Consider the following 23207-nt stretch of genomic DNA (forward strand, 5'->3'; position numbering starts at 1 on the left):
GCGCCCCTCAGCGCGGCGCCGCATATCGAAAGGTAAAGACATGGCCGAGATCGTTCTCAAACATGTTCAGAAGGTGTATCCCAACACCGAGTCCAAAAAGAAGGGCTTCTTTGGCAAAAAGAAGAAGACCGAGGAGAAGAAGCACAACCTCAAGGTTACCGAGGACGGTGTGCTCGCTGTAGAGGACTTCAACCTCACCGTTCACGACCAGGAGTTCGTCGTCCTCGTTGGCCCCTCTGGCTGCGGTAAGTCCACGACGATGCGCATGGTCGCCGGCCTGGAGGACATCACCTCGGGCGATGTGCTCATCGACGGCAAGCGCGTCAACGACGTGGCGCCCAAGGACCGCGACATCGCCATGGTGTTCCAGAGCTATGCTCTGTACCCCAATATGACGGTGTACGAGAACATGGCGTTTACGCTTGAGCTCAAGAAGGTCCCCAAGGACGAGATCGACCGCAAGGTTCGCTCTGCTGCCGAGATTCTGGGCATTACCGAGTACCTCGACCGTAAGCCCAAGGCGCTTTCGGGCGGCCAGCGCCAGCGTGTCGCTATCGGCCGCGCCATCGTGCGTGACCCCAAGGTCTTCCTGATGGACGAGCCACTGTCCAACCTGGACGCCAAGCTTCGTAACCAGATGCGTGCCGAGCTCATTAAGCTGCGCCACGAGATCAAGGGCACGTTCATTTATGTTACTCACGACCAGACCGAGGCTATGACCCTCGGTGACCGTATCGTGGTCATGAAGGACGGCGTCGTCCAGCAGATCGCCACCCCGCAGGAGGTCTTCAACCATCCCGCGAACATCTTCGTCGCCGGCTTTATCGGCGTGCCGCAGATGAACTTCTTCGATGCCCAGCTGGTGCGCTCGGGCAACGGCTTTACCGTCAAGACCGAGGATATGAACGTGGCGCTCGCCCCCGAGACTTGCGCTCAGCTTGCCCTCAACTGGGACGGCGGCGACGTGAAGGAGATTACGGCCGGCGTGCGTCCCGAGCAGATCCTGCTTGCCGACAAGGGCGAGGAGGGCGCGCTCCAGGGTACCGTCGAGGTGACCGAGCTCATGGGCTCGACCGAGCATGTCCACGTGACCGCTCCCGACGGCCAGTTTGTCCTGATTATCCCCGTCGTCGACCTCGAGGCCAAGGGCGCGCTCAAGGCTGGCGACACCATCTGGTTCAAGTTCGAGAAGAACGCGACCCACCTCTTCGATAAGGTCTCTGGCAAGAACCTTATCTAGGCCCGGTGCATCCAGGCCCTCCCTTTGGGCGACTGCGGTATTGCCATCCTTTTGCCGCGGTCACATATAAGGCTCCCCTCCCGTCCACTGGGCGAGAGGGGAGCCTTTCTTTGTGTTGGGGCTGTCTGACCGGTCGTTTGTCTCGATCTGTAACGGGTGAGGCTGATTTCGGACGTTAGATGTTACAGATCGAGACGGTTCCGCTGAGCTAACCATTTCATCTAAATCTGTAACACCAAAGGTGAATTTCAGCTGCTAGATGTTACAGATCGAGATAAACCCAAGGGGAGGGGCCGGTATGTCTCAATCTGTAACAGCTGGGACCGTTTTTACCGAGTAGTTGTTACAGATCGAGATTGTTTGGCCGAGTCGGGTCACAGGGTAACGTGCGGGCACAAAAAACGGAGCCGTGTTGCCACGACTCCGCTTTCAAGAGGATGGGTAAAGGAAACGAAATTAGCTCAGGTGCCAAATCTCGTCGTTGTACTGGGAAATGGTGCGGTCGGACGAGAAGGTGCCGGCGTTGGCAATATTGATGAGCGTCTTGCGCATCCAGGTGTCCTGGTCCTCATAGTCGGCCAGCACGCGCTCCTTGGTCTGGATGTACTCCTCGATGTCGAGCAGGGCCATAAACCAGTCCTTGCCCTTAATGTCGTCGTGCAGGCGCTGCAGGCGCTCGGCGTTGCCGGTCGCCATAAAGGCGGGGTTGGTGATAAAGTCCACCAGCAGCTTGATACCGGGCTTGCGGTAGAGCACACCGGCGTCATAGGTGCCGTCGGCATAGAGCTGCTCGACCTGTTTGGACGAGGCACCAAAGGTATAGATGTTCTCGTCGCCCACGAGCTCGGCAATCTCCACGTTGGCGCCGTCGAGCGTGCACAGGGTTAGGGCGCCGTTGAGCATGAACTTCATGTTGGATGTGCCGCTCGCCTCCTTGGAGGCCAGGCTGATCTGCTCGGAGATATCAGCGGCGGGGATCACGCGCTCGGCGGCGGTGACGTTGTAGTTCTCGATCATGACAACCTGCAGGTAGGGAGCTACGTCGGGGTCGTTTGCAATCCACTGCGACAGCGTCAAGATCAGATGGATGATGTCCTGCGCGATAGTGTAGGCAGGCGCCGCCTTGCCGCCAAAGATGATGGTGACGGGGTGCTTAGGTCTGTTGCCGTTCTTGATATCGAGGTACTTCCAGATGATGTAGAGCGCGAGCATCTGCTGGCGCTTGTACTCGTGGATGCGCTTGACCTGGACGTCGATGATGGCGTTGGAGGGAATGGTCACGCCCTGCTCGAGCGCCATGAACTGGCGCATGATGGCCTTGGCCTCGACCTTGGTGGCGGCCAGGCGCTCAAGAACGTCCTTGTCGTCGGCGAACTTGGCGAGTTTGCTCAGATCGCCGGTGCTGCGCCAGTCGGTGCCGATCACATCGTCGAGCAGGCTGGCGAGCGCGGGGTTGGCCCCATGGATCCAGCGGCGGAAGGTGATGCCGTTGGTCTTGTTGGAGAACTTCTCGGGATAGATCTCGTAGAACGGATGAAGCTCGGTGTCCTCCAGGATCTTGGTGTGGAGGGCGGCTACGCCGTTGATGGAGAAGCCAAAGTGGATGTCCATGTGGGCCATGTGGACGGTATCGTGTTTGTCGATGATGGCGACGCGCGGGTCATCGTGCTCGGCTTTCGCGATCTCATCGAGCTTGACGATAATGTCGGCGATGGCAGGGGAGACCTTCTGCAGGCTGGCGAGCGGCCACTTCTCGAGCGCCTCGGCAAGAATCGTGTGGTTAGTGTAGGCGACCATGGAGCGTACGATGGTCACGGCCTCGTCAAACTCGATGCCATGCTCGGTGGTGAGCAAGCGAATGAGCTCGGGGATGACCATGGTGGGGTGCGTGTCGTTAATTTGGACCACGGCATAGTCGGCCAGATCGTGCAGGTTGCTGCCGCGCTCGACGGCCTCGTCGATCAGGAGCTGGGCGGCGTTGCTCACCATGAAGTACTCCTGATAGATGCGAAGTAGGCGGCCCTGCTCGTCGGAATCGTCGGGGTAGAGGAACAAGGTGAGGTTCTTGGCGATCTCGGTCTTGTCGAAGTCGATGGAGCTGCCGGGGACCAGGCCGTCGTCGACGCTCGCCAGGTCGAACAGGCGCAGGCGGTTCTTGGTGGGCTGGCCGTAACCGGGCACATCGATGTTGACGAGCTTGGAAGTAACGGCAAAATCGCCGAACTCGACGGTGTAGGAGCGGTCATCGTCGACTAGGATGTCCTGCTCACCGAGCCACTCGTCGGGGACGGCCTTCTGCTGGTTGTCGACAAAGCGCTGACGGAACAGACCGTAGTGATAGTTGAGGCCCACGCCATCGCCGGTCAAGCCCAGCGTGGCGATGGAATCCAGGAAGCATGCGGCCAAGCGGCCCAGGCCGCCGTTGCCGAGTGACGGCTCGACCTCGAACTCCTCGATCTTGTTGAGGTCGTGGCCTGCGGCGGTGAGCTGGTCCTTAACCTCGTCGTAGATGCCAAGGTCGATCATGTTGTTGATGAGTAGCTTGCCGATCAAAAATTCGGCGGAAATGTAATAGAGCTTTTTCTTGCCGTTGTTGAGCGGGCAGGCGGCGGAGCGCTCCTGCACGAGTTTGACCAGCAGCTTGTAAATGCGACGGTCGTCGAGCTGCTCGAGCGAGGTGCCAAAAGACTGCTCGGCGAGTTCCATGAGGTTAATTTGGGGCATGTTTTCTCCTGTGATGGGTTGTTTCATGTCTGCAATTCATAAGAAGCCCGCGCGAGGGGATTGGGGTGGCCTCGCGCGGGAAAAGCAAGCGCGTCCGCACGGTGGGGAGGGGTTGGGCGCGGTAGCTCCTATTGAGGAAGCTCGATTTCGGCTTCCGACGGGATGCGGAAGTAGGTCTCGGTCCAGTCGGTGAGTTTGTGCTCGAGCTCGCGGGTGATGGCGCCGTCGAGCATGCGCCAGGTCCAGTTGCCGCCCAGCGTGGCAGGGGTGTTGATGCGCGCCTCGTTGCCCAAGTTGAGCAGGTCCTGCATGGTGTAGATGCACGTGTCGCTCACGCTGGCGGCGATGGTGCGATTGAGTGCATCTGCCATGGGTTCGCCGGCCTGCTGATGGGTGTACAGGACTGCCTGCTCGCGCTGACGCGGGGTGGCCGTTCCCTCAAACCAACCGCGCGCCGTCTCGTTGTCGTGGGTGCCCACATAGGCGACGGTGTTGGCGATGTAGTTATGCGGCAGGTAGTACGAGTTGGTGCCCTCAAAGGCAAACTGCAGGATCTTCATGCCGGGGAAGCCCGAGTTGTCGCGCATGTCGATGACGCCGGGGGTGAGGAAGCCCAGGTCCTCGGCGATGATGGGCAGCGTGCCGAGCTTTTCCTCGAGCGTCTTGAAGAACTTGAGGCCGGGACCCTGCGTCCACGAACCGTAGGACGAATCGGGTGAGGAGAACGGCACCTCCCAATAGGCCTCGAAGCCGCGGAAGTGATCCAGGCGGATGACGTCGTACATGTCGAGGGCGGCGCGAATGCGGCCCTCCCACCAGGAGAAGCCGTCGGACTCCATGGCGTCCCAGTCGTAGATGGGGTTGCCCCAGTACTGGCCGGTGGCCGAGAACTGGTCGGGCGGCGTGCCGGCGACGCTCACGGGATTGCCGGCGGCGTCGATCTTAAAGAGCTCAGGCGTCGCCCACATCTCGACGGAGTCACGCGAGACATAGATGGGCAGGTCGCCGATGATGAGAATGTCGCGCTCGTTGGCATAGGCCTTGAGGCGGCTCCACTGGCGATCGAAGAAGTACTGCGTCATCTGGTGGTAGAGCATACGCGCCGGATGGTCGGCGCAGACCTTGGCGGAAGCCTCGCCGCGGGTGCGGAGCTCCGCGGGCCACTCCCAAAACGCCTTGAGACCGCACTCCTCTTTGACGGTCATAAACTCACAGTAGGGGATGAGCCAGTCCTCGTTGGCCTGGATAAAGTCATCGAAATCGGCCGGCTTGTCGGCGGCAAAGCGCTCGGCGGCGCGGTCGAGAATCTGACGGCGGCCACCAAAGATGGCACCGTAGTCGACATTGCTGGGGTCGGATCCCAGATACACGCCATCGATATCGCGCTGCTCCAGATACCCTGCCTCGATAAGCTCGGCAAAGTCGATAAAGTTGGGGTTGCCTGCGCGGGCCGAGAACGACTGATAGGGCGAATCGCCATAGCTGGTCGTCGTAAGGGGCAGAATCTGCCAGTAATGTTGTTTGCACGAGGCGAGAAAATCGACGAAGTCGTAGGCATTCCAGCCAAAGCCGCCGATTCCGTATGGTCCGGGCAGAGATGAGACGGGCATGAGGACGCCGCTTGCACGCTCCATGAATGCGCTCACCAACCTTCTTGTTGTGGGGTCGGCCTGCCGATGGGTGTGCAGTCCGCCTCCGATGTTCTGATTCGATACGCCTATTGTAAAACATGTTGTTTAAACATGTACAGGCAAGATAAAAAAGTTGGTCGATTTTCGGCGAATGGTTACATGCCATGAAAAAGCCCCGACCTCACAACGTGAGATCGGGGCAAGAGCGGTATGTAGGTTTTTGCTACTCGGCGTCGGCAAAGCCGTTGGGGTTGTGGCTCTGCCAGTTCCAGCTATCGCGGCACATGTCCGCGATGTCGTACTGGGCCTTCCAGCCCATCATACGCTCGGCCTTGGAGGCATCGCACCAGTTGGCAGCGATGTCACCGGCGCGGCGCTCGCGGATCACGTAGGGCAGCTCCTTGCCACAAGCCTTGGAGAAGGCGGCGATGACCTCGAGTACCGAGGTGCCGGTGCCGGTGCCCAGGTTAAAGATCTCGACGCCGGTCTTGCCGTTCATCCAGTTAAGGGCGGCAACGTGACCAGAGGCCAGATCGCACACGTGGATGTAGTCGCGCACGCCGGTGCCGTCGGGGGTGGGGTAGTCGTTGCCAAAGACCTGAACGGCCTCGAGCTTGCCCACGGCAACCTGGGCGACATAGGGCACCAGGTTGTTGGGGATGCCCTTGGGGTCCTCGCCGATCAGGCCCGACGGATGAGCGCCGATGGGGTTGAAGTAACGGAGCAGCACGACGTCCCACTCGGGGTCGGCGGTGTGGACGTCCATAAGGATCTGCTCGATCATCCACTTGGTCCAACCATAGGGGTTGGTCGCGGGCTTCTTAGGATCCTCCTCGGTGACGGGCGGGTTGTCCGGGTCGCCGTAGACGGTCGAGGAGCTCGAGAAGATGATGGACTTGCAGCCATGGTTGCGCATGACGTCGATGAGCACCAGGGTGTTCTCGATGTTGTTGTGGTAGTACTCGACGGGCTTGCTCACCGACTCGCCGACGGCCTTAAAGCCGGCAAAGTGGATGACGCGGTCGATCTGATGGGTATCGAAGATCTTGTTCATCGCATCGCGGTCGAGCACGTTGGCCTCGTAGAAGGTGAGGTTCTTGGCGGCCTCGTCGCCCACGATGGTCTTGACGCGGTCGACGGCGACGGCGCTGGAGTTGGAGAGATCATCGACGATGACGACCTGGTAGCCACCCTCGAGCAGCTGAACGACGGTGTGCGAGCCGATAAAGCCGGCGCCACCGGTAACGAGGACGCAGGTGTCTTTGGGGTCGAGTGCTTTGGACATGTAGTCTCCTATCGAATCAGGAACACTTCTTGAGGGGAGTATAGCGCAGGCAGGGACGCCCAAATCGTGCGCTGTAGGAAAAGCAGAGGATTGTGCTAACGTACTCATAGAAGAGCTTGCGTACGCATAACCTGATCTTTGGCATTTGCTTACGAGCCGCTGACCTTGCAGTTTCCTGCCGTTCGTGGAAATCGTTGGGACGCGCCATATGTACGCTAATATGTATGAGTTGAGCGACATATAAATAAGCATGTAACGGAGTACATATGTCACCAAACAGCGATTCCATCCTTTCCCAGGAGCTCTCGCGCCGCACTGCCCTCAAGGCCCTGTTCGGCGCCGCTTCTGCGGCAGTTCTTTTTGGCCTGCCCGCTCGCGCCCATGCGGCGGAGGCTTCCAAAGAAACCACCGATAAACTGAATGCCGCCCAGGCCCAGCTCGACGAGGTTCAGGCCCAGCTCGACAGCATCGCAAATGAGTATGCGGCGCTGGCCAACAAGAATGCCCAGACCCTCAACGACATCGAGAATGTCCAGGGCAAGATTGACGACACGCAGGCCCAGATCGATGAAAAGAAGGCCGAGCTCAAGAAGAAGCGCAACGACCTTTCCGATCGCGTGGCCGCCAGCTACAAGTCCGGCGGCACGAACATCCTGTCGCTGCTGCTGGCCTCTGGCTCGTTTGAGGAACTCGTCGCCAACGCGCATTACGTTGAGAAGATCAACAAGAGCGACCGCGACGCCATCGAGGACATTCAGACCATCCAGGAAGAGCTCGATGCGCAAAAGACCGAGCTCGAGTCGCAGAAGGCCGACTTAGAGAAGCTCAAGGACCAGCAGACTGCCCAGATGCAGGACATGCAGGCCAAGCAGCAGGAAGTCCAGACGGTTCTGAACGGCCTCTCTGACGATGTCAAGGAGCTCATGGCTCAGCGTGATTCCGAGATTCTCGCTGCCGCCCAGGCCGAGGAGGCCGCTAGGAAGGCCGCCGCTGCCGCGGCCGCCGCGAACAAGAACAATTCCTACTCGGGTGGTTCGAGCTCGGGTGGCGGATCGTATGCGCCCGGAACTCCGCAGCAGAATGCCGGCTCGGGCAAGCAACAGGCCGTCGTCAACGCGTGCTACTCCACGCCTTCGCCGGGCCAGAACTGGTGCGCGGCGTGGGTTACCAATGTCTTCCGTAACGCCGGCGTTGGCTACTTTGGCGGCAATGCGTGCGACATGTTTAACGCCTGGTGCTATAGCTCCGACCGCTCGGCGCTGCAGGTGGGCATGATCGTGGCCGACTCATCGCATAGCGGCACGGGTGCTCCGGGCCTTATCTACGGTCATGTGGGTATCTACGTTGGCGGCGGTATCGTTATGAGCAACGAGGGTGCCATTACGTCTAAGTCGCTTGATTCGTTTATTAGCTTCTATGGCACTGGCTCTGGCGTGCGTTGGGGCTGGCTTGGCGGTATCGCGCTGTCGTAGCGGCGGTTTGGTCCGGGACAGTCCGAGAGGCATAAGGTTGCCTGCTCGGGCAGTCCTGCTCGCACGGAGAGCACATTAAGTGCTCTCCGGCTCGTGCGGAACTCGCGATCAACCTTATGCCTCTCGGGCTGTCCCGGCCCTCTCGGGTCCTGAGCGCGACACACCGGACTGGGTTATCTGAATAAATATGGTGAAGGCCCCTTTCGGGGCCTTCTTTTTTTAGAGGAATTCGCCTACTCGGTGGACTTCGGGTTCTAGGTCTACGTCGAACTGCTCTTTGACTTTGGCTTGGATGTCGCGGATGAGTTCGTCGACGTCGGCGGCGGTGGCGTGGTCGGCGTTGACGATGAAGCCGCAGTGCTTTTCGCTTACCTGTGCGCCGCCAACGGCGTGTCCTCGCAGGCCGGCATCCATGATGAGCTTGCCGGCAAAGTAGCCCTCGGGGCGCTTGAAGGTGGAGCCGGCACTCGGCATGTCGAGCGGCTGCTTGTCCTCGCGGCGCTGGCGGTAGTCGTCCATGTCGGCCTTGATCATCGCGGCGTTGCCCGGTGCGAGGTTGAAGGTGGCAGAAAGAACGATGAAACCGTCGTCGGCAATGCGGCTCTTGCGATAGCCCAGGTTGAGCTCGTCGACATCGAACTCGATGATGTTGCCGCTGCCGCGGGTGCCGTCGTCGAGCTGGCGAGCGGGTTTGTAGACGCGCACGGACTCCAGCACATCGGCCATGCAGGCACCGTAGGCACCGGCGTTCATGTAGCAGGCGCCGCCGACCGATCCGGGGATGCCCGAGATGGGCTCCATGCCGGTGAGGCCGGCCTCGGCTGCCGCAGCGGCGACATCGGAAAGCAAGGCGCCGGCTGCCGCCGTGACGTGCGTGCCGTCGACGGTGATGTTGGAGAGACCTTCGCCCAGCGCTACGACGACGCCGCGGATGCCCTTGTCGCCGACGAGCAGGTCGGAGCCGTTGCCCACGATGGTGAGCGGCAGGTCGCAGCGATAGCAGGTATCGAGCGTGGCGACGAGGCCCTGCTCGGTATCGGGCGTGACAAAGACGTCGGCCGGGCCGCCGATCTTAAACGTGGTGTGCTCGCGCATGGGCTCGCTCATCAGTACGTTGCCCTCGCCGGCAACGCCAGCAAGCGCGCACAGCAGGTCCTCGTTAAAAAAATCGTTTTCGTGCATACTAATAGCCGCCTTTTGGTGGTCGTTGTCATCAATCGATTGCAATATACCCCACCCGGACGGATTTGGTGCGCTGGCGGCGATAAAACAGCCGTCTACCGGATTGGTAAAGTGTTTATCACCGAGGTAGAGGGTCGGTCGCTATACTTTCAAGAGATTGCGCGTAAACCTGGAAGGAGCGAGATGGCCAACAAAGTCACCCTCAAGCAGATCGCCCAGGAGGTGGGGCTTTCCCCCTCGTCGGTCTCGCTTGTGCTCAATAATCGGCCTTGTCGCATCTCGGAAGAAAACCGCAAACTCATCAAGGAGGTCGCGGCGCGCAACCACTATGTTCCTAACCAGATTGCGCGTAGTCTGGTCATGCGCGAGTCGCGCACGCTGGGCCTTATCGTCCCTAACATCGAGAGCCGCTTTTTTGCCTCGCTCGCCGGTAGCCTGGAAAAGCGCTGTCGCGAGGACGGCTATGCGCTCTTCATTACCAGCTCGGGTGGAAGCGCCGATGACGATCTGGAGCTGCTGCGCCAGCTGGTAACGCGCGGCGTTGATGGCGTCTTCCTGGTTGTGGGCGACGAGTTCTCCGACGACCGCGCCCTGCGCGAAGAAGTCAGCCATCTGCCTATCCCGGCCGTGATGGTCGACCGTGCCATTGAGGGGCTCGAGTGCGACAAGGTGATGTTCGACCACGAGATGGGCGGCTATATGGCCACCCGCTATCTGATCGAGCAAGGTCACCGTCGCATAGCCTGCTTGGTTAATGCCCGCCGTTCCAATACGGGTCGCAAGCGACTTGCCGGCTATGAGCGCGCGCTGCGTGAGGTTGGCCTGCCGATCGACGCACGTTTGGAGTTTGAGAGCGAGTATTACATCCCGAGTGCATACGAGGCCTCGGAGGCGGTGCTCGCGACCGATGCCACCGCCGTGTTCGCAAGTTCGGACAATATTGCGCTGGGCTTGCTCAAGCGCTTGCACGAGATGGGGAAGAACATTCCGGGCGATATCTCGGTGGTGAGCTATGACAACTCGGCAGCCGATGTGCTCTTTGAGCCGGCGCTGACCGCGATTGAGCAGGATCCGGGCGTGCTTGCCGAGCATGCCTTTGGCTGCATGTCCAAGCGACTTGCCGGTAAGGGCGGCAGGCGTGCCGAAGAAGTGGTTTTGGAGCCTGCGCTCATCGTAAAGGGCAGTGTGCTCAATCTTACTAAACACAACTAAACACGTTTACCAATTCGTATAGATCGAATGTGGAGCACCTGTGACAGATAATGCCGCAGGTGAGTGTCCAGTTTTGCCGAGCTGCAGGATAGATAGCGATGGTAAAACGTTTTTTCACAGTGATAAAACGTTTTAGCAAATATACTAGTCCCAACGAAAGGTTGCCGTATCGGAGGGCGACCGCGCAGCGAAGGGACATAAACAATGGCTAAAACACTGGGAACGCCGTGGCAAAAGCTGGGACACGAGGTGCCCGCTTCCGAGCTCGAGGGAGTCGATCTGTATTGGCGTGCCTCGAACTACCTGTCTGTCGGCCAGATCTACCTTCGCTCCAACCCGCTCATGCGTGCGGACTTTGTCGACGAGAAGACCGGCGAGACGCGCGACTTCGGTCGTCCGGATGTTAAGCACCGCCTGGTCGGCCACTGGGGCACCACGCCTGGCGTCAACTTCCTGTTCGGTCACGTCAACCGCCTCATCGCCGATCACAACCAGAACGCTATCTTCCTGATGGGCCCTGGTCACGGTGGTCCCGCCGGTACCGCCCAGTCGCTGCTCGACGGCACCTACCGCGAGATTCGCCCCGACATCACCAATGACGAGGCCGGCCTGCAGAAGTTCTTCCGCCAGTTCTCCTATCCCGGCGGCATCCCGAGTCACTTTGCGCCCGAGACGCCCGGCTCCATCCACGAGGGTGGCGAGCTCGGCTACACGCTCAGCCACGCCTACGGCGCCGTCATGGACAACCCGAGCCTGCTGGCCGTTGCCGTGGTGGGCGACGGCGAGTCCGAGACTGGCCCACTGGCTACCTCTTGGCAGTCCAACAAGCTCGTGAACCCGGCAACCGACGGTATCGTCCTGCCGATCCTGCACCTCAACGGCTACAAGATCGCCAACCCCACTATCCTTGCCCGCGTGTCCGATGAGGAGCTGACCAAGTTCTTTGAGGGCATGGGCTACAAGCCGCACTTCTTTGTCGCCGGCTTTGACGACGAGAGCCACGCGAGCATCCACGAGCGTTTCGCCGCCCTGTTTGAGCAGGTCTTCGACGAGATCTGCGACATCAAGGCGACCGCTCAGGCCCAGGCTGCCGCGGGCGAGACCGTTGTCCGTCCTGCCTACCCCATGATCGTGTTCCGCACGCCCAAGGGCTGGACCTGCCCCAAGCAGATCGACGGCAAGAAGACCGAGGACTCCTGGCGTGCGCACCAGGTGCCGCTGGCGAGCGCCAAGGACACCCATGAGCACTTCCGCGTGCTGCGCGAGTGGCTGCGTTCCTACAAGCCCGAGGAGCTCTTTACGCCCGAGGGCCAGGTGCGCCCCGAGGTGACGGCTTTTATGCCGACCGGCGAGCTGCGCATTGGTGCCAACCCCAACGCAAACGGCGGTAAGGTCCGTCGCGAGCTTGAGCTGCCCGACATCCACGCCCACGAGATTCCCGTTGCCGAGAAGGGTCACGGCTGGGGCTCCACCGAGGCTGCCCGCGTCTTTGGTGAGTACACCGCCGATGTCCTGGCCAAGAACATGGACGACTTCCGCATCTTCGGCCCCGACGAGACTGCATCCAACCGCCTTCAGGCTGCCTACAAGGTGACCAAGAAACAGTGGGACGCCGGCTTCTACGAGGACGAGGCCAACGATGAGCTGCTGGCTGGTTCCGGTAAGGTCGTCGAGCAGCTGTCCGAGCATCAGTGCGAGGGCTTCCTCGAGGCCTACGTGCTCACCGGCCGCTCCGGCGTGTGGAGCTCCTACGAGAGCTTTGTCCACGTGGTTGATTCCATGGTCAACCAGCACTGCAAGTGGCTCGAGGCCACCAAGCGTGAGATTCCGTGGCGTGACCCCATCAGCGGCCTCAACATTCTGCTGTCGAGCCACGTCTGGCGCCAGGACCACAACGGCTTCTCTCACCAGGACCCCGGCTTTATCGACCTACTGCTCAACAAGGCCAACGATACGCATATCGTGAACGCCTACTATCCGGCAGATGCCAACATGGCCCTTGCCGTGGCCGAGCGCGTCTACCAGTCCACCGACTGCGTCAACGCCATCTTCTGCGGCAAGCAGCCCGCCCCGACCTTCCAGACGGTCGACGAGGCCAAGGCCGAGCTTGCCGAGGGCGTTGCGACCTGGGAGTGGGCATCGACCGCCGCCTCGCTCGCCGAGGCCGATGTCGTCGTTGCCACCTGCGGTGACGTGCCGACGCTCGAGGCCCTTGCCGCAACCGATATGCTGCGCGAGCTGGGCATCAAGGTGTGGTTCGTCAACGTGGTCGACCTGCTCAAGATCCAGAACGCCTGCGAGAACGACCAGGCTATCACCGACGAGCGCTGGGCCGAGCTGTTCGGCTGTGGCGAGAAGCCCGTTCTCTTTGCCTTCCACGCCTATGCCGGCACGATTCGCCGCCTGATCTGGAACCGCCCCGGCCACGACGCCTTCCGCGTCCACGGCTACGAGGAGAAGGGCTCCACGACCACACCGTTCGACATGCTGCGCCTGAACAACATGGACCGCTGGGCCCTGGCTGCCGACGTGCTGCGCATGGTCGATGCCGACAAGTTTGCCGAGCAGATCAACGAGTGGGAGGCCTTCCGCACCGAGGCCTTCGAGTTCGCTTGCGACGAGGGCTACGATCACCCGGCCTTCACCGACTGGGTCTGGCCCGACGCCGCTGCCGCAACCGCAGCCGACGGCGCGCTCTCCGCAACCCAGATGACCGCGGGCGACAACGAGTAGCATCCGGGACGGTCTCGCGCTGGGGCCGCCTCCGGGCGGGTGCCTTCCTCTGAGAAGTGGGCTTCGCGAACTTCTCAGAGGAAGGCACCCGCCCGGAGGCGGCCCTCGCCCGTAAACTCTTCCGCTGAGCGCGTGATTGCCGCCGTGTACCGAAGGGTTGCCGTTGCAGCTTCAAATTGGTGCTATATTCAGCTTGAGTTGTTTAATGCTAGTTCGGGAGGCTGATATGGGGCTGTTCAAGAAGAAAAACCCGCAGGATGCCTTTGACCCCGGTGTGTTTACCATAACCGATACGATTTTGGACCCGCCGCGGTTTACGTTTTTGCCTGCTATCTACCAAGATGCCACGCGTCGCAAGTGGGCCGTGCATCAGCGTGGTGCGCAGCCGAAGATCTTTGATTATGCGGATGTGCTGCAGTGCGAAGTGGCAGAAGCTGGCGACCCGGAAGCCGACGAGACGCCTTCAAAACAGGAATTTGCCCAGCGTATTCTGGCAAATCCTGCCAAAGCGGCAAAAATAAACGCTGCCAAGCGTAATATGTGTCTTGGTATGGGTGTTGTTGTGGCGGTCCAGACGGGAAAAGACGAGGTTTCCAAATTAGAGATTCCCGTTATGACCGACGAAGTCAAACGCGATTCAAACCTATATAAGTCGTATCGGAATGTCGCCGAGAAAATCAAGGCCGAGTTTGATGCCATGGGAGGGCTGGCCTAATTCTGGTGACAGACATTTTTGAATGAGGAGTCTGTGCAATGGCAGGCGAATCTTATGCAATTCCCCCCAAAGATCGTGCTGTTGAGGGAATTCTTTGGTATATCCAGCACCATCAGCTTGCCGGCGGCGATCGCCTGCCGGCCGAGCGCGTGCTGTGCGAAGAGATTGGCGTTTCGCGTACGGCGTTGCGTGCCGGTATCACGCGGCTCATCTCGTGTGGAACGCTCGAGAGCCGTCGCGGATCGGGTACGTATGTGTGTCCTCCCAAGCCGTTGAACATCTTCCAGGAAACGTATAACTTTTCCGATGCTGTACGGACTGCCGGCCTGCACCCCTCTTCTCGTCTGGTTTCCACCGGGACCATCGAGGCGGATGAGGCGCTTGCCGACAAGCTTGGGGTGGCTGTAGGCGCTCCCTTGCTCCGTATGCAGCGCGTTCGACTTATTGAGGGCGAGCCGGCGTCAATCGAGACCGCTCACGTTAACCTGTCCCTGTGCCCATCGCTTCCCGAACACGATTTTGAGTGTGAGAGCCTTTACGATGTCTTGCTCAAAGAAGGTGGCGTGCGTGTTGAGCATGGACGTGAGCATATCTCCATCTCGCGTTTGAACGCCGAAGAGGCCGAGCTGCTCCAGCAAGAAGAGGGAACGCCGGTGTTCTATGAGAGCTCGATCGAATTTGATAAGGACATGCGTTTTGTGGAGCATTGCAAATCGGTGATTTTGCCCACAAAGTTCCGCTTTGCCGATAACGGCGAAGAGAACGGCATGAGGAGCGTGGCAGGTGAACAATGGCTGAAACAGTAGATGCCACCCCGGTTTATATGCGCATTCGACGCCGCATCGAGGAACGTATCGAGCGCAGTATATATCCCACGGGTTCCATGATTCCGTCCGAAAAAGACCTTGCCGAGGAATTTGGTACGACACGCTTGACCATCCGAAGCGCTGTCGATGAGCTGGTTCGGCGCGGGCAGATTCGCCGTGTTTGGGGAAAAGGTGCCTTTGTGGCGCAGAAAGTACCTGCTTTTTTTGAACGCACGGTCGGTTTCCGTGAATCGGTCCGTGCTTCGGGCGGCGAGCCGTCCGTCCGTATTCTCGCGCGTTCCAAGCGTTATGCGGGGCCATATTACGCCGACCTGTTTGGCATCGCCGAGGACGACCTGCTCTATTCCGTTCGACGCCTGAACTGCATAAACGGTAGCCCCGTATCGATTGAGACGGCGCTGATTCCCTGCCTGCTGTTCCCAACCATCGAAGATATTGACGTGTCGGTCTTCAGTTTGTACGAGACCTATGAGATGCTGGGCCGAAAGCCAGTCATGGCACAGGAAAAGCTCGATATCGAAGCGCTGGGCGCACGAGATGCCGGCCTCCTTGGACTGGAACAGGGCGATCTTGTTTTGCTTTTGGAATGCGTGAGCTATGACGCGAGCGGTCAGGCTATCGAGTATGTAAAGTCCTTCAATCGTGGCGATACGGGCGGCTACACCTATACGTACTAGCTGGTATTTTGTGAATAACGGCTGGGAAACTAACCAGTTTTGATCGTTGGGTCAGCTGTATATACAACCTTACAGGGCTCAAAATCGACCGTTCGCCGATGGGGATAAATTAATCGACAAAGAGGTATCAAAAAGCCGTAACCTGTAACTGTGATTGGTATCAAATACTAATGATTTGTTACGAGGTGAGACGATGAAGATGCTCGATTACGTTCAGCTTGCCCATGTGCGTATGGGGGAGAACCTCGAGCGTTCGTCTGAGCTGGTAGCGCAGCTCGTTGATATTTTCCAGTCCGGTTCTTTTGACGCGCTGCGCATCGTTGCTTCGGGTTCGTCGCGCCATGCCGCCGATTGCGCCCGCGATTACCTGCAAGATGCCCTGCAAATGCAGGTGTCCGTTGTGACGCCCGAGGCCTTCGTTGATTTTGAACACACCTATCCGCAGCATGCGCTCAACATTGCCGTTTCGCAGAGTGGCTATTCGACCAATACGATTGCGGCGCTCGATTACATGCGCGCACACGATATGGCTGCAGTTGCGCTCACGGCAAACGTCGAGGCACCCATCAAGGAACACGCTGACATCGTTCTTGACTACGGTGTGGGCGTCGAGTCGGTGGACTTTGTGACTCTGGGCGTCGAGGTGCTCGTTGAGTACCTGGTGCTCTTTGGTATTTACGGCGGTCAGGCGCGCGGAACGATTGACGCCAAGGGCGTTGCCCAGCGTCTTGACGACCTGCGCGAGGCCATCCAGGCCAATGCCGTGATGTGCAAGACCGCCGAGGCATATGTCCAAGACCACATGCTCGAGCTTTCTGAGCACACGCCCGCCATGGTCGTCGGCAACGGCCCCAACTATGGCGTTGCCGAAGAGGCGGCCCTCAAGCTGAGCGAGACCATCAAGATTCCTGCCATGCATCACGAAGGCGAGGAGTTCGTCCACGGTCCCGAGATGCAGATCGTTCCGGGCTATCTGGTGTTTATCGTCGACGATCCGCAGGGGTCGGAGCGTCTTGCGAATATCGCTGATGCGCTATCGAACGTTACGACAAAAACGGTGCTGCTCACGGCCCATCCCAAGGGTAGGGCTCACGAGGTTGCGGTGCCTCAGGTGGCTCCGCTGCTCAGCGCAATTCCCAATCTTGTGTTCTTCCAGACGATTGCGGCCATGATAGCCGAGCGTCTGAAGTCATGGGACGTGCACCCGTATCTCGATGCCGTCTCCAAGCAAATGGAGGTCAAGGCAGAGGGCTACGAAGAGTCAGTCAATGCGCTTAAGGCCAAAGCGGCCGAGTGTTACGGAATGTAAGCGGGTTTTGATGCCCGTTGGCATGGGGGATGTGGAAACAACCCCAGAAAGGAGAGACAAATGAAGGAAACCGAGAAGATCGAGATCATGCATTTCGACCAGGAGGGCTATCTCGAGGACGGCAAGGCGCTCTACGAGACCGGCAAGAAGATGACCGCCCTCGCCGACAAGGTCGCCGACGAGGGCTACGACGCCGTGTTCCTGATGGGCGTCGGCGGCACCTGGGACGAGCTCATGCAGCTCGAGTACCTCATGAACAAGTTCGGCGACCGCGACCTCGAGGTCTACCTGATCCACGCCGCCGAGTGGAACGCCATGGGCCACAAGCGCATGACCGAGAAGTCCGTCGTGCTCACCGCCTCCGAGTCCGGTACCACCCCCGAGGTCCTCGAGGCCGTCAAGAAGATGAAGGGCATGGGCGTGCGCGTCTACGCCATGACCAAGCCCGAGGGCCCCATCGGCCAGGCTGTCGGCGCCGAGAACTGCGTCGCCATGGCTTCTGACCATGGTTCGGGCGGCTGTGAGATGGGCTACTACCTCGCCGACTGCTTCGGCCTGCGCCTGCTCAACCGCCGCGGCTGCTTCCCCAAGTTTGACCTGTTTATCGAGCAGACCAAGGACATCTGGAAGGACATGCTCGATATCCGCAAGCGCTTCGAGCCGCGCGCCGAGGAGCTCGCCAAGAAGTACGCCCTGGCCCCCTACACCATGTTCATCGGCTCCGGCGCCCTGTGGGGCGAGACCATCCTGTTCTCGATGTGCATCCTCGAGGAGATGCAGTGGAAGCGCACCCGCTACATCACCTCGGCCGACTTCTTCCACGGCACCCTCGAGCTCGTGGAGCCCGGCGTCCCGGTCTTCCTGTTCATGGGCGAGGACGAGAACCGCAAGCTCGACGAGCGCGTCCGCGCCTTCCTCAACCGCGGCGTGACCGGCGACACCGACATCAACGTCATCGACACCGCCGAGTTCGCGATCCCCGGCCTTGACGACGAGTTCCGCGTCATCGTCTCCCCGTGGATTCTGACGGTGCTCGTGACCGACCGCCTGGCTCGCTACTACGAGACGGTCACCAAGCACAACCTCAAGTATCGTCGCTACTATCACCAGTTCGACTACTAAAGAAAACGGGTGCGGGAACGTGCCGGGCTATTGAGAGGAACACAGAATGAGACAGTACATCATCGCCAGCCATGCGCACTTCGCTACCGGCATCAAGGAGAGCGTCGAGCTGCTCTCGGGCGCTCGCGACAACGTCCACGATCTTTCGATGTTCGTCGATGGCCGCATGGACGTGGCCGAGGAGGCCCAAAAACTGCTGGCAGGCATGTCTGCCGACGATGATGTCGTTGTCTGCACCGACCTCTTTGGCGGCAGCGTCAACAACGAGTTCACCAAGATCGTCCAGACGCGTCCCCGCACGTACCTCGTTACCAACATGAACCTTCCTCTCCTCATCCAGTTGCTGTTCTCTGACGAGTCGGCGCCGGTTGAGGAGACGATTCGCGCCATCGTCGCTGCGGACGATACGCGCGTGAAGTTTGTCAACGATCTTTTGGTCGATGACGACGAGGAAGAAGAGTTCTAATCCGCAGCACCTACTGACACGCCGTAAGACGGCACAAGACCTTTGGGGGGTCACATTATGATTCAGCTACTTCGCGTTGACCATCGCCTGCTTCATGGCCAGGTCGCAGTTTCCTGGGTTCAGGGCCTTGGCTCCAACTGCATCTTCTGCGTGGGCGATAAGGTCGCTAACGACCCGATGTGGAAGACGACGCTCAAGATGGGCAAGCCTGCCGGCTGCAAGCTCGTCATCAAAGATATGGAGCATGCAATCGAAGCTATCAACTCGGGCGTGACCGACAAGTACAAGATGATCATCTGTGTCGCCACTATTGCTGAGGCAAAGCAGCTTGTTGAGGGCTGCCCGCAGATCAAGTCGGTCAACCTGGGCAACACCAAGCCCAAGGACGAGAAGCGTCCCGATGCGCGTCAGGTCTCTCGTCAGATCTTCCTGACCGCTGCCGAGGAAGCCGATGTGCGCGAGATGCTGGATCGTGGCGTTGAGGTCGAGATTCGACCCCTGGCCGATGACCCCAAGGTTGACTGCGCCAGCGTGCTCTAGGCGTTCAATTTCGAAGAGTCTGAGCTCTTCGTAGTTTCCTATTAGGAAAGGTGGATATATGCTTACCCAGGCAATCCTCATCGGACTTATCGCCGCATTTGGTAAGTTCGACTGCCAGCTCGGTACGCTCTACGCGTTCCGCCCCATCGTCCTGTGCCCGCTCGTGGGCCTGGTGCTGGGGGACCTGCAGTCCGGCCTCGCGATCGGCGCCAGCCTGGAGCTGCTGTTCATGGGCTCAATCTCCATCGGCGCCTACGTGCCGCCTGATGAGACGATCGGCGGCGTGCTCGCCTGCGCCTTCGCTATCCAGCTGGGCCAGAGCACCGAGGCAGCCATCGCGCTTGCCATGCCCATCGCCACGCTGTGCCTTGCCATCAAGAACATCCTCAACGCCGCCCTGCCGATCCTGGTTGACCGCGCTGATGTCTTCTCCGGCCAGGGCAACCTTAAGGGTGTCTATGCGATGCACTTCCTGATCGGTTTGACCGGTATCATCATGGCGTTCCTGTTGTGCTCGCTGTCGTTCTATCTGGGTGCTGACGCTATCCATGGCGTGCTCGACTTTATCCCCGACTTTGTCCTTGCTGGCTTTGGCGTTGCAGCCAACATCCTGCCTGCCATGGGCTTCGCCATGCTCGGCCGCCTGGTGCTCACCAAGCAGCTCGTGCCCTTCTACTTCCTGGGCTTCCTGCTGTGCTCCTATGCCAACGTGCCCGTCCTGGGCGTCGCCCTGATCGCCATCATCATCGGCATCGACAAGTTCGACCTGCTCGGCCTGGGCGGAGCCCAGCCCCAGCTCTCCGCGGAAGGGGATGAGGACGATGACTTCTAGTCCCGAGAACAAGATCACGCGCTCCGACCTCGTCAAGAGCGCCGTCAACGTCGGCGCCCTAGGCATGGAGTTCTCCTGGACCTACTACAAGCAGATGAACATCGCCTTCTGCCTGATGGTCGCCAACATGCTCAAGAAGATCTACGCCGGCCGCCCCGACGACTACGCCGAGGCCCTGCACCGCCACTGCGCGTTCTTCAACATCACCGTCCAGTTCGCCCCGTTCGTCGGCGGCATCGCGATGGCCATGGAGGAGAAGGTCGCCCGCGGCGAGATCGAGCCCGAGAGCGTCAACGACGTCAAGGCCGCCCTCATGGGCCCGCTGTCCGGCATCGGCGACTCCATCTTCCTGTCGACGCTGCGCGTGGTCGCCGCCGCGGTGGGCATCAGCCTGTGCCAGGCCGGCAACCCCTTCGGCCCCATCGCCTTCCTGCTCATCTACAACGTCCCCGGCTTCGCGCTGCGCGTCTGGGGCGCCGTCAAGGGCTACGAGCTGGGCGTGGGCTTCCTGGACGAGGCCCAGAGGACCGGCCTCATGCAGAAGATCATGACCTGCGTGGGAATCGTGGGCGTCATGGTCGTGGGCGCCATGTGCAAGGACATGTTCTGGGCCAGCATCCCGGTGGCCATCGGCTCGGGCGACGACGCCCAGACCCTCCAGGACATCCTGGACGGCATCATGCCCGGCATGCTCGGCATGATCGCCTTCTGGCTGTACTACTGGCTGCTGTCCAAGAAGATCAACCCCATGGTGCTGATCGTGGCCACCATGGTCGTGGGCATCATCGGCGCGTTCTTCGGCGTGCTGGCGTAAGGGCCCGGCTGCATAGATTTTCGTTGCAACCTGGAAAGGGGATGGAGCAGGCCTATGCCCTCCATCCCCTTTTTGTATAGAAGGAGTTCGTATGTTCGCGAAGGATCGCGAAGCAATGCGCCTGACGCCGGCAGAGGTCAAGCTGATTCTTATTGAGTCCCTGCAGTGGTGCGCCAACAACGCGGTCTACTTTTTGGGGCTTATCGGTGCGGCCACGTATGATCTGGCCGGCACGGCCTTTTTGGTTGCCGCCATTACGCTCGTGCGCAATCTTATGACGTCGGTGGGCAATATGGTGTCGGGTTCGGTCATCGACCGCTTTGGACCGCGCCGGACGTCGTTTGTGACGTGCGTGATTACGGCAGTGCTATCGCTTGGTGTGGGGTTAGCGCCGTTGTCTGTCCCCGGGCTTTTGTTTGCCGCGTGCGTCTTGGGACTTGCGGGCGGCTTTATCAACACCTGCACGCATGCGTTTCCGGGATACCTGGAGTCGACCACCGAGGGCCGTACCCGCGTGAACGGCCTCATGGTGTTCTACAGCAATATTGCCTATACCGCTGGCCCGCTGCTCGGCGGTGCCATCGTGAGCTGTTTTGCCACGCAATCGGTCTACCTGCTCATGGCGGGCATGATGGGTGTGGCGGCCGTGCTCTCCTTGGGCTGTCACGAGTGCGTTGTTCCCGCAAAAGGGGAAAAGCTGAAGGGCGGTATTCTGGGCGGCATGGCCGAGGGTGCGCGACTTACGTTTCGCGACCACGACCTGCGCCTCATCTTTATCTCGGGCTTTTTGGGATTCTTTGCGTTTGGCGCGTTCGATTCGCTGGAGTCGTTGTTCTACCGTGATGTGCTCAACGTGGATATCGTCTGGCTGGGCTGGCTGTCCTCGGTCGTGGGCCTCACTTCCTCGGTGGGCGCGTTCATCCTGACCAAGCTTTCTGCTCGCCATGTCAACCTGCGATTGCTGCTCGGCGCGCTCATGGCCGTGGGCATTGGGTCCATGGTGTACGTGGGCACCGATATGCTGGGGGTCGCGATTGTCGGTCAGGCGATTAACGGTCTGGCCTGGGGGTTCCTGGAGCCGCTGCAGATGATCTTGATTCAGGAGCGCGCCGATATCAAATACCTGGGTCGCATTACCGGCTTTGTGCGCTTTGGCCTGATGAGCGCCGGCGTGGTGCCGCTGCTGGCGGCTCCGTTTTTGGCGGAGGCTTTGGGCGTCCAGACGGTACTGTTTGGAGCATCGACCATTATTGCGCTGGTAGGAACGCTGTTCTTTGTCGCACAAGGGAGACGCCGGGGGCGTTAGCTATACATCAAATTCTAATTTAATACCACTCACCAGAGAATTTCGACCGTTCACCGAGGATTGGAACAGATTGAAAAGTGGTATTAAAAACACATTGGGTGTATGTCTATAATTGGTATCGAAAAGAAACGCGATGTATAGATTCGCGTGCAGGACAGAAAGGAAAAGCCATGAAGGAAACCGAGAAGATCGAGATCATGCACTTTAGCCAGGAGGGCTACGTCGAGGACGGCAAGAACGTCTACGAGGCCGGCAAGACGATGACCGCGCTCGCCGACAAGGTCGCCGACGAGGGCTACGACGCCGTGTTCCTGATGGGCGTCGGCGGCACCTGGGACGAGCTCATGCAGCTCGAGTACCTCATGAACAAGTTCGGCGACCGCGACCTCGAGGTCTACCTGATCCACGCCGCCGAGTGGAACGCCATGGGCCACAAGCGCATGACCGAGAAGTCCGTCGTGCTCACCGCCTCCGAGTCCGGCACCACCCCCGAGGTCCTCGAGGCCGTCAAGAAGATGAAGGGCATGGGCGTGCGCGTCTACGCCATGACCAAGCCCGAGGGCCCCATCGGCCAGGCTGTGGGCGCCGAGAATTGCGTCAAGATGGCTTCCGATCATGGTAACGGCGGCTGCGAGATGGGCTACTACCTCGCCGACTGCTTCGGCCTGCGCCTGCTCAACCGCCGCGGCTGCTTCCCCAAGTTTGACCTGTTTATCGAGCAGACCAAGGACAGCTGGAAGGACATGCTCGATATCCGCAAGCGCTTCGAGCCGCGCGCCGAGGAGCTCGCCAAGAAGTACGCCCTGGCCCCCTACACCATGTTCATCGGCTCCGGCGCCCTGTGGGGCGAGACCATCCTGTTCTCGATGTGCATCCTCGAGGAGATGCAGTGGAAGCGCACCCGCTACATCACCTCGGCCGACTTCTTCCACGGCACCCTCGAGCTCGTGGAGCCCGGCGTCCCGGTCTTCCTGTTCATGGGCGAGGACGAGAACCGCAAGCTCGACGAGCGCGTCCGCGCCTTCCTCAACCGCGGCGTGACCGGCGACACCGACATCAACGTCATCGACACCGCCGAGTTCGCGATCCCCGGCCTTGACGACGAGTTCCGCGTCATCGT

19 protein-coding genes are annotated in these 23207 nt (G+C 59.9%); 15 read left to right on the forward strand and 4 right to left on the reverse strand.

What is annotated here, in order from left to right:
* Positions 1 to 40 precede the first annotated feature (40 nt).
* Entirely contained in the window at positions 41 to 1240 is a 1200-nt protein-coding gene (locus tag KSY82_RS06820; RefSeq protein WP_138113449.1) for an ABC transporter ATP-binding protein, read from the forward strand.
* Between the two features lie 456 nt (positions 1241 to 1696).
* Here KSY82_RS06820 and glgP read toward each other — a convergent pair whose 3' ends face one another.
* From glgP to galE, 3 genes are all read right to left on the reverse strand, one after another.
* Positions 1697 to 3964, reverse strand: a complete 2268-nt coding sequence (glgP, locus tag KSY82_RS06825; protein WP_254881756.1) for a glycogen/starch/alpha-glucan family phosphorylase — start codon at positions 3962 to 3964, stop codon at positions 1697 to 1699.
* A gap of 128 nt (positions 3965 to 4092) precedes the next feature.
* Entirely contained in the window at positions 4093 to 5610 is a 1518-nt protein-coding gene (gene malQ, locus KSY82_RS06830) for a 4-alpha-glucanotransferase (RefSeq protein ID WP_368042043.1), read from the reverse strand.
* 208 nt (positions 5611 to 5818) lie between these two features.
* Entirely contained in the window at positions 5819 to 6880 is a 1062-nt protein-coding gene (gene galE, locus KSY82_RS06835; protein ID WP_217750743.1) for a UDP-glucose 4-epimerase GalE, read from the reverse strand.
* 266 nt (positions 6881 to 7146) lie between these two features.
* Here galE and KSY82_RS06840 point away from each other — a divergent pair, with 266 nt between their 5' ends.
* Positions 7147 to 8352, forward strand: coding sequence for a coiled-coil domain-containing protein (locus KSY82_RS06840; RefSeq protein ID WP_006235871.1), 1206 nt, complete (start codon positions 7147 to 7149; stop codon positions 8350 to 8352).
* Between the two features lie 219 nt (positions 8353 to 8571).
* On the opposite strand, the gene murB is transcribed toward KSY82_RS06840, so the two are convergent.
* A complete protein-coding gene (murB, locus tag KSY82_RS06845) occupies positions 8572 to 9534 on the reverse strand; it encodes a UDP-N-acetylmuramate dehydrogenase (RefSeq protein ID WP_217750744.1) in 963 nt (320 codons plus the stop codon).
* Between the two features lie 183 nt (positions 9535 to 9717).
* Here murB and KSY82_RS06850 point away from each other — a divergent pair, with 183 nt between their 5' ends.
* The 13 genes from KSY82_RS06850 to KSY82_RS06910 form a co-directional block, all read left to right on the forward strand.
* Positions 9718 to 10746 carry a LacI family DNA-binding transcriptional regulator gene (locus KSY82_RS06850; protein WP_217750745.1) on the forward strand — a complete coding sequence of 343 codons (1029 nt, stop codon included), beginning with the start codon at positions 9718 to 9720 and terminating at the stop codon, positions 10744 to 10746.
* A gap of 204 nt (positions 10747 to 10950) precedes the next feature.
* On the forward strand, positions 10951 to 13479 hold the full coding sequence (locus KSY82_RS06855) for a phosphoketolase family protein (RefSeq protein ID WP_217750747.1): 2529 nt from the start codon (positions 10951 to 10953) through the stop codon (positions 13477 to 13479).
* Between the two features lie 226 nt (positions 13480 to 13705).
* Positions 13706 to 14194, forward strand: a complete 489-nt coding sequence (locus tag KSY82_RS06860) for a hypothetical protein (RefSeq protein WP_138341415.1) — start codon at positions 13706 to 13708, stop codon at positions 14192 to 14194.
* A 38-nt stretch (positions 14195 to 14232) separates the two neighbouring features.
* Positions 14233 to 15000 carry a GntR family transcriptional regulator gene (locus KSY82_RS06865; RefSeq protein WP_118260373.1) on the forward strand — a complete coding sequence of 256 codons (768 nt, stop codon included), beginning with the start codon at positions 14233 to 14235 and terminating at the stop codon, positions 14998 to 15000.
* The gene (locus KSY82_RS06870) at positions 14985 to 15698 is read left to right on the forward strand and encodes a GntR family transcriptional regulator (protein WP_217750749.1); all 714 of its coding nucleotides are present in this window, start codon (positions 14985 to 14987) and stop codon (positions 15696 to 15698) included. The genes KSY82_RS06865 and KSY82_RS06870 overlap by 16 nt, the downstream gene beginning before the upstream one ends.
* Before the next feature lie 193 nt (positions 15699 to 15891).
* Complete coding sequence (locus KSY82_RS06875; RefSeq protein ID WP_117716999.1) at positions 15892 to 17007, forward strand: SIS domain-containing protein; 1116 nt, start codon at positions 15892 to 15894, stop codon at positions 17005 to 17007.
* Positions 17008 to 17067: 60 nt separating this feature from the next.
* Positions 17068 to 18129, forward strand: coding sequence for an SIS domain-containing protein (locus KSY82_RS06880; protein WP_217752374.1), 1062 nt, complete (start codon positions 17068 to 17070; stop codon positions 18127 to 18129).
* Positions 18130 to 18175: 46 nt separating this feature from the next.
* A complete protein-coding gene (locus KSY82_RS06885) occupies positions 18176 to 18595 on the forward strand; it encodes a PTS sugar transporter subunit IIA (protein ID WP_035137739.1) in 420 nt (139 codons plus the stop codon).
* 57 nt (positions 18596 to 18652) lie between these two features.
* The gene (locus KSY82_RS06890; RefSeq protein WP_148346727.1) at positions 18653 to 19135 is read left to right on the forward strand and encodes a PTS sugar transporter subunit IIB; all 483 of its coding nucleotides are present in this window, start codon (positions 18653 to 18655) and stop codon (positions 19133 to 19135) included.
* Positions 19136 to 19193: 58 nt separating this feature from the next.
* Positions 19194 to 19967 (forward strand): PTS mannose/fructose/sorbose/N-acetylgalactosamine transporter subunit IIC, encoded by a 774-nt coding sequence (locus KSY82_RS06895; RefSeq protein WP_217750754.1) that lies wholly within the window; start codon positions 19194 to 19196, stop codon positions 19965 to 19967.
* A complete protein-coding gene (locus KSY82_RS06900; protein WP_138341427.1) occupies positions 19948 to 20781 on the forward strand; it encodes a PTS system mannose/fructose/sorbose family transporter subunit IID in 834 nt (277 codons plus the stop codon). Before KSY82_RS06895 ends, KSY82_RS06900 begins: the two co-directional genes overlap by 20 nt.
* Before the next feature lie 91 nt (positions 20782 to 20872).
* Complete coding sequence (locus KSY82_RS06905; RefSeq protein ID WP_217750755.1) at positions 20873 to 22087, forward strand: MFS transporter; 1215 nt, start codon at positions 20873 to 20875, stop codon at positions 22085 to 22087.
* Positions 22088 to 22257: 170 nt separating this feature from the next.
* The coding region (locus tag KSY82_RS06910) for an SIS domain-containing protein (RefSeq protein ID WP_217752375.1) at positions 22258 to 23207 on the forward strand (950 nt) is incomplete at its 3' end.

It is taken from the genome of Collinsella aerofaciens (assembly GCF_019131995.1).
GTDB classification, from domain to species: Bacteria; Actinomycetota; Coriobacteriia; order Coriobacteriales; family Coriobacteriaceae; genus Collinsella; species Collinsella aerofaciens_S.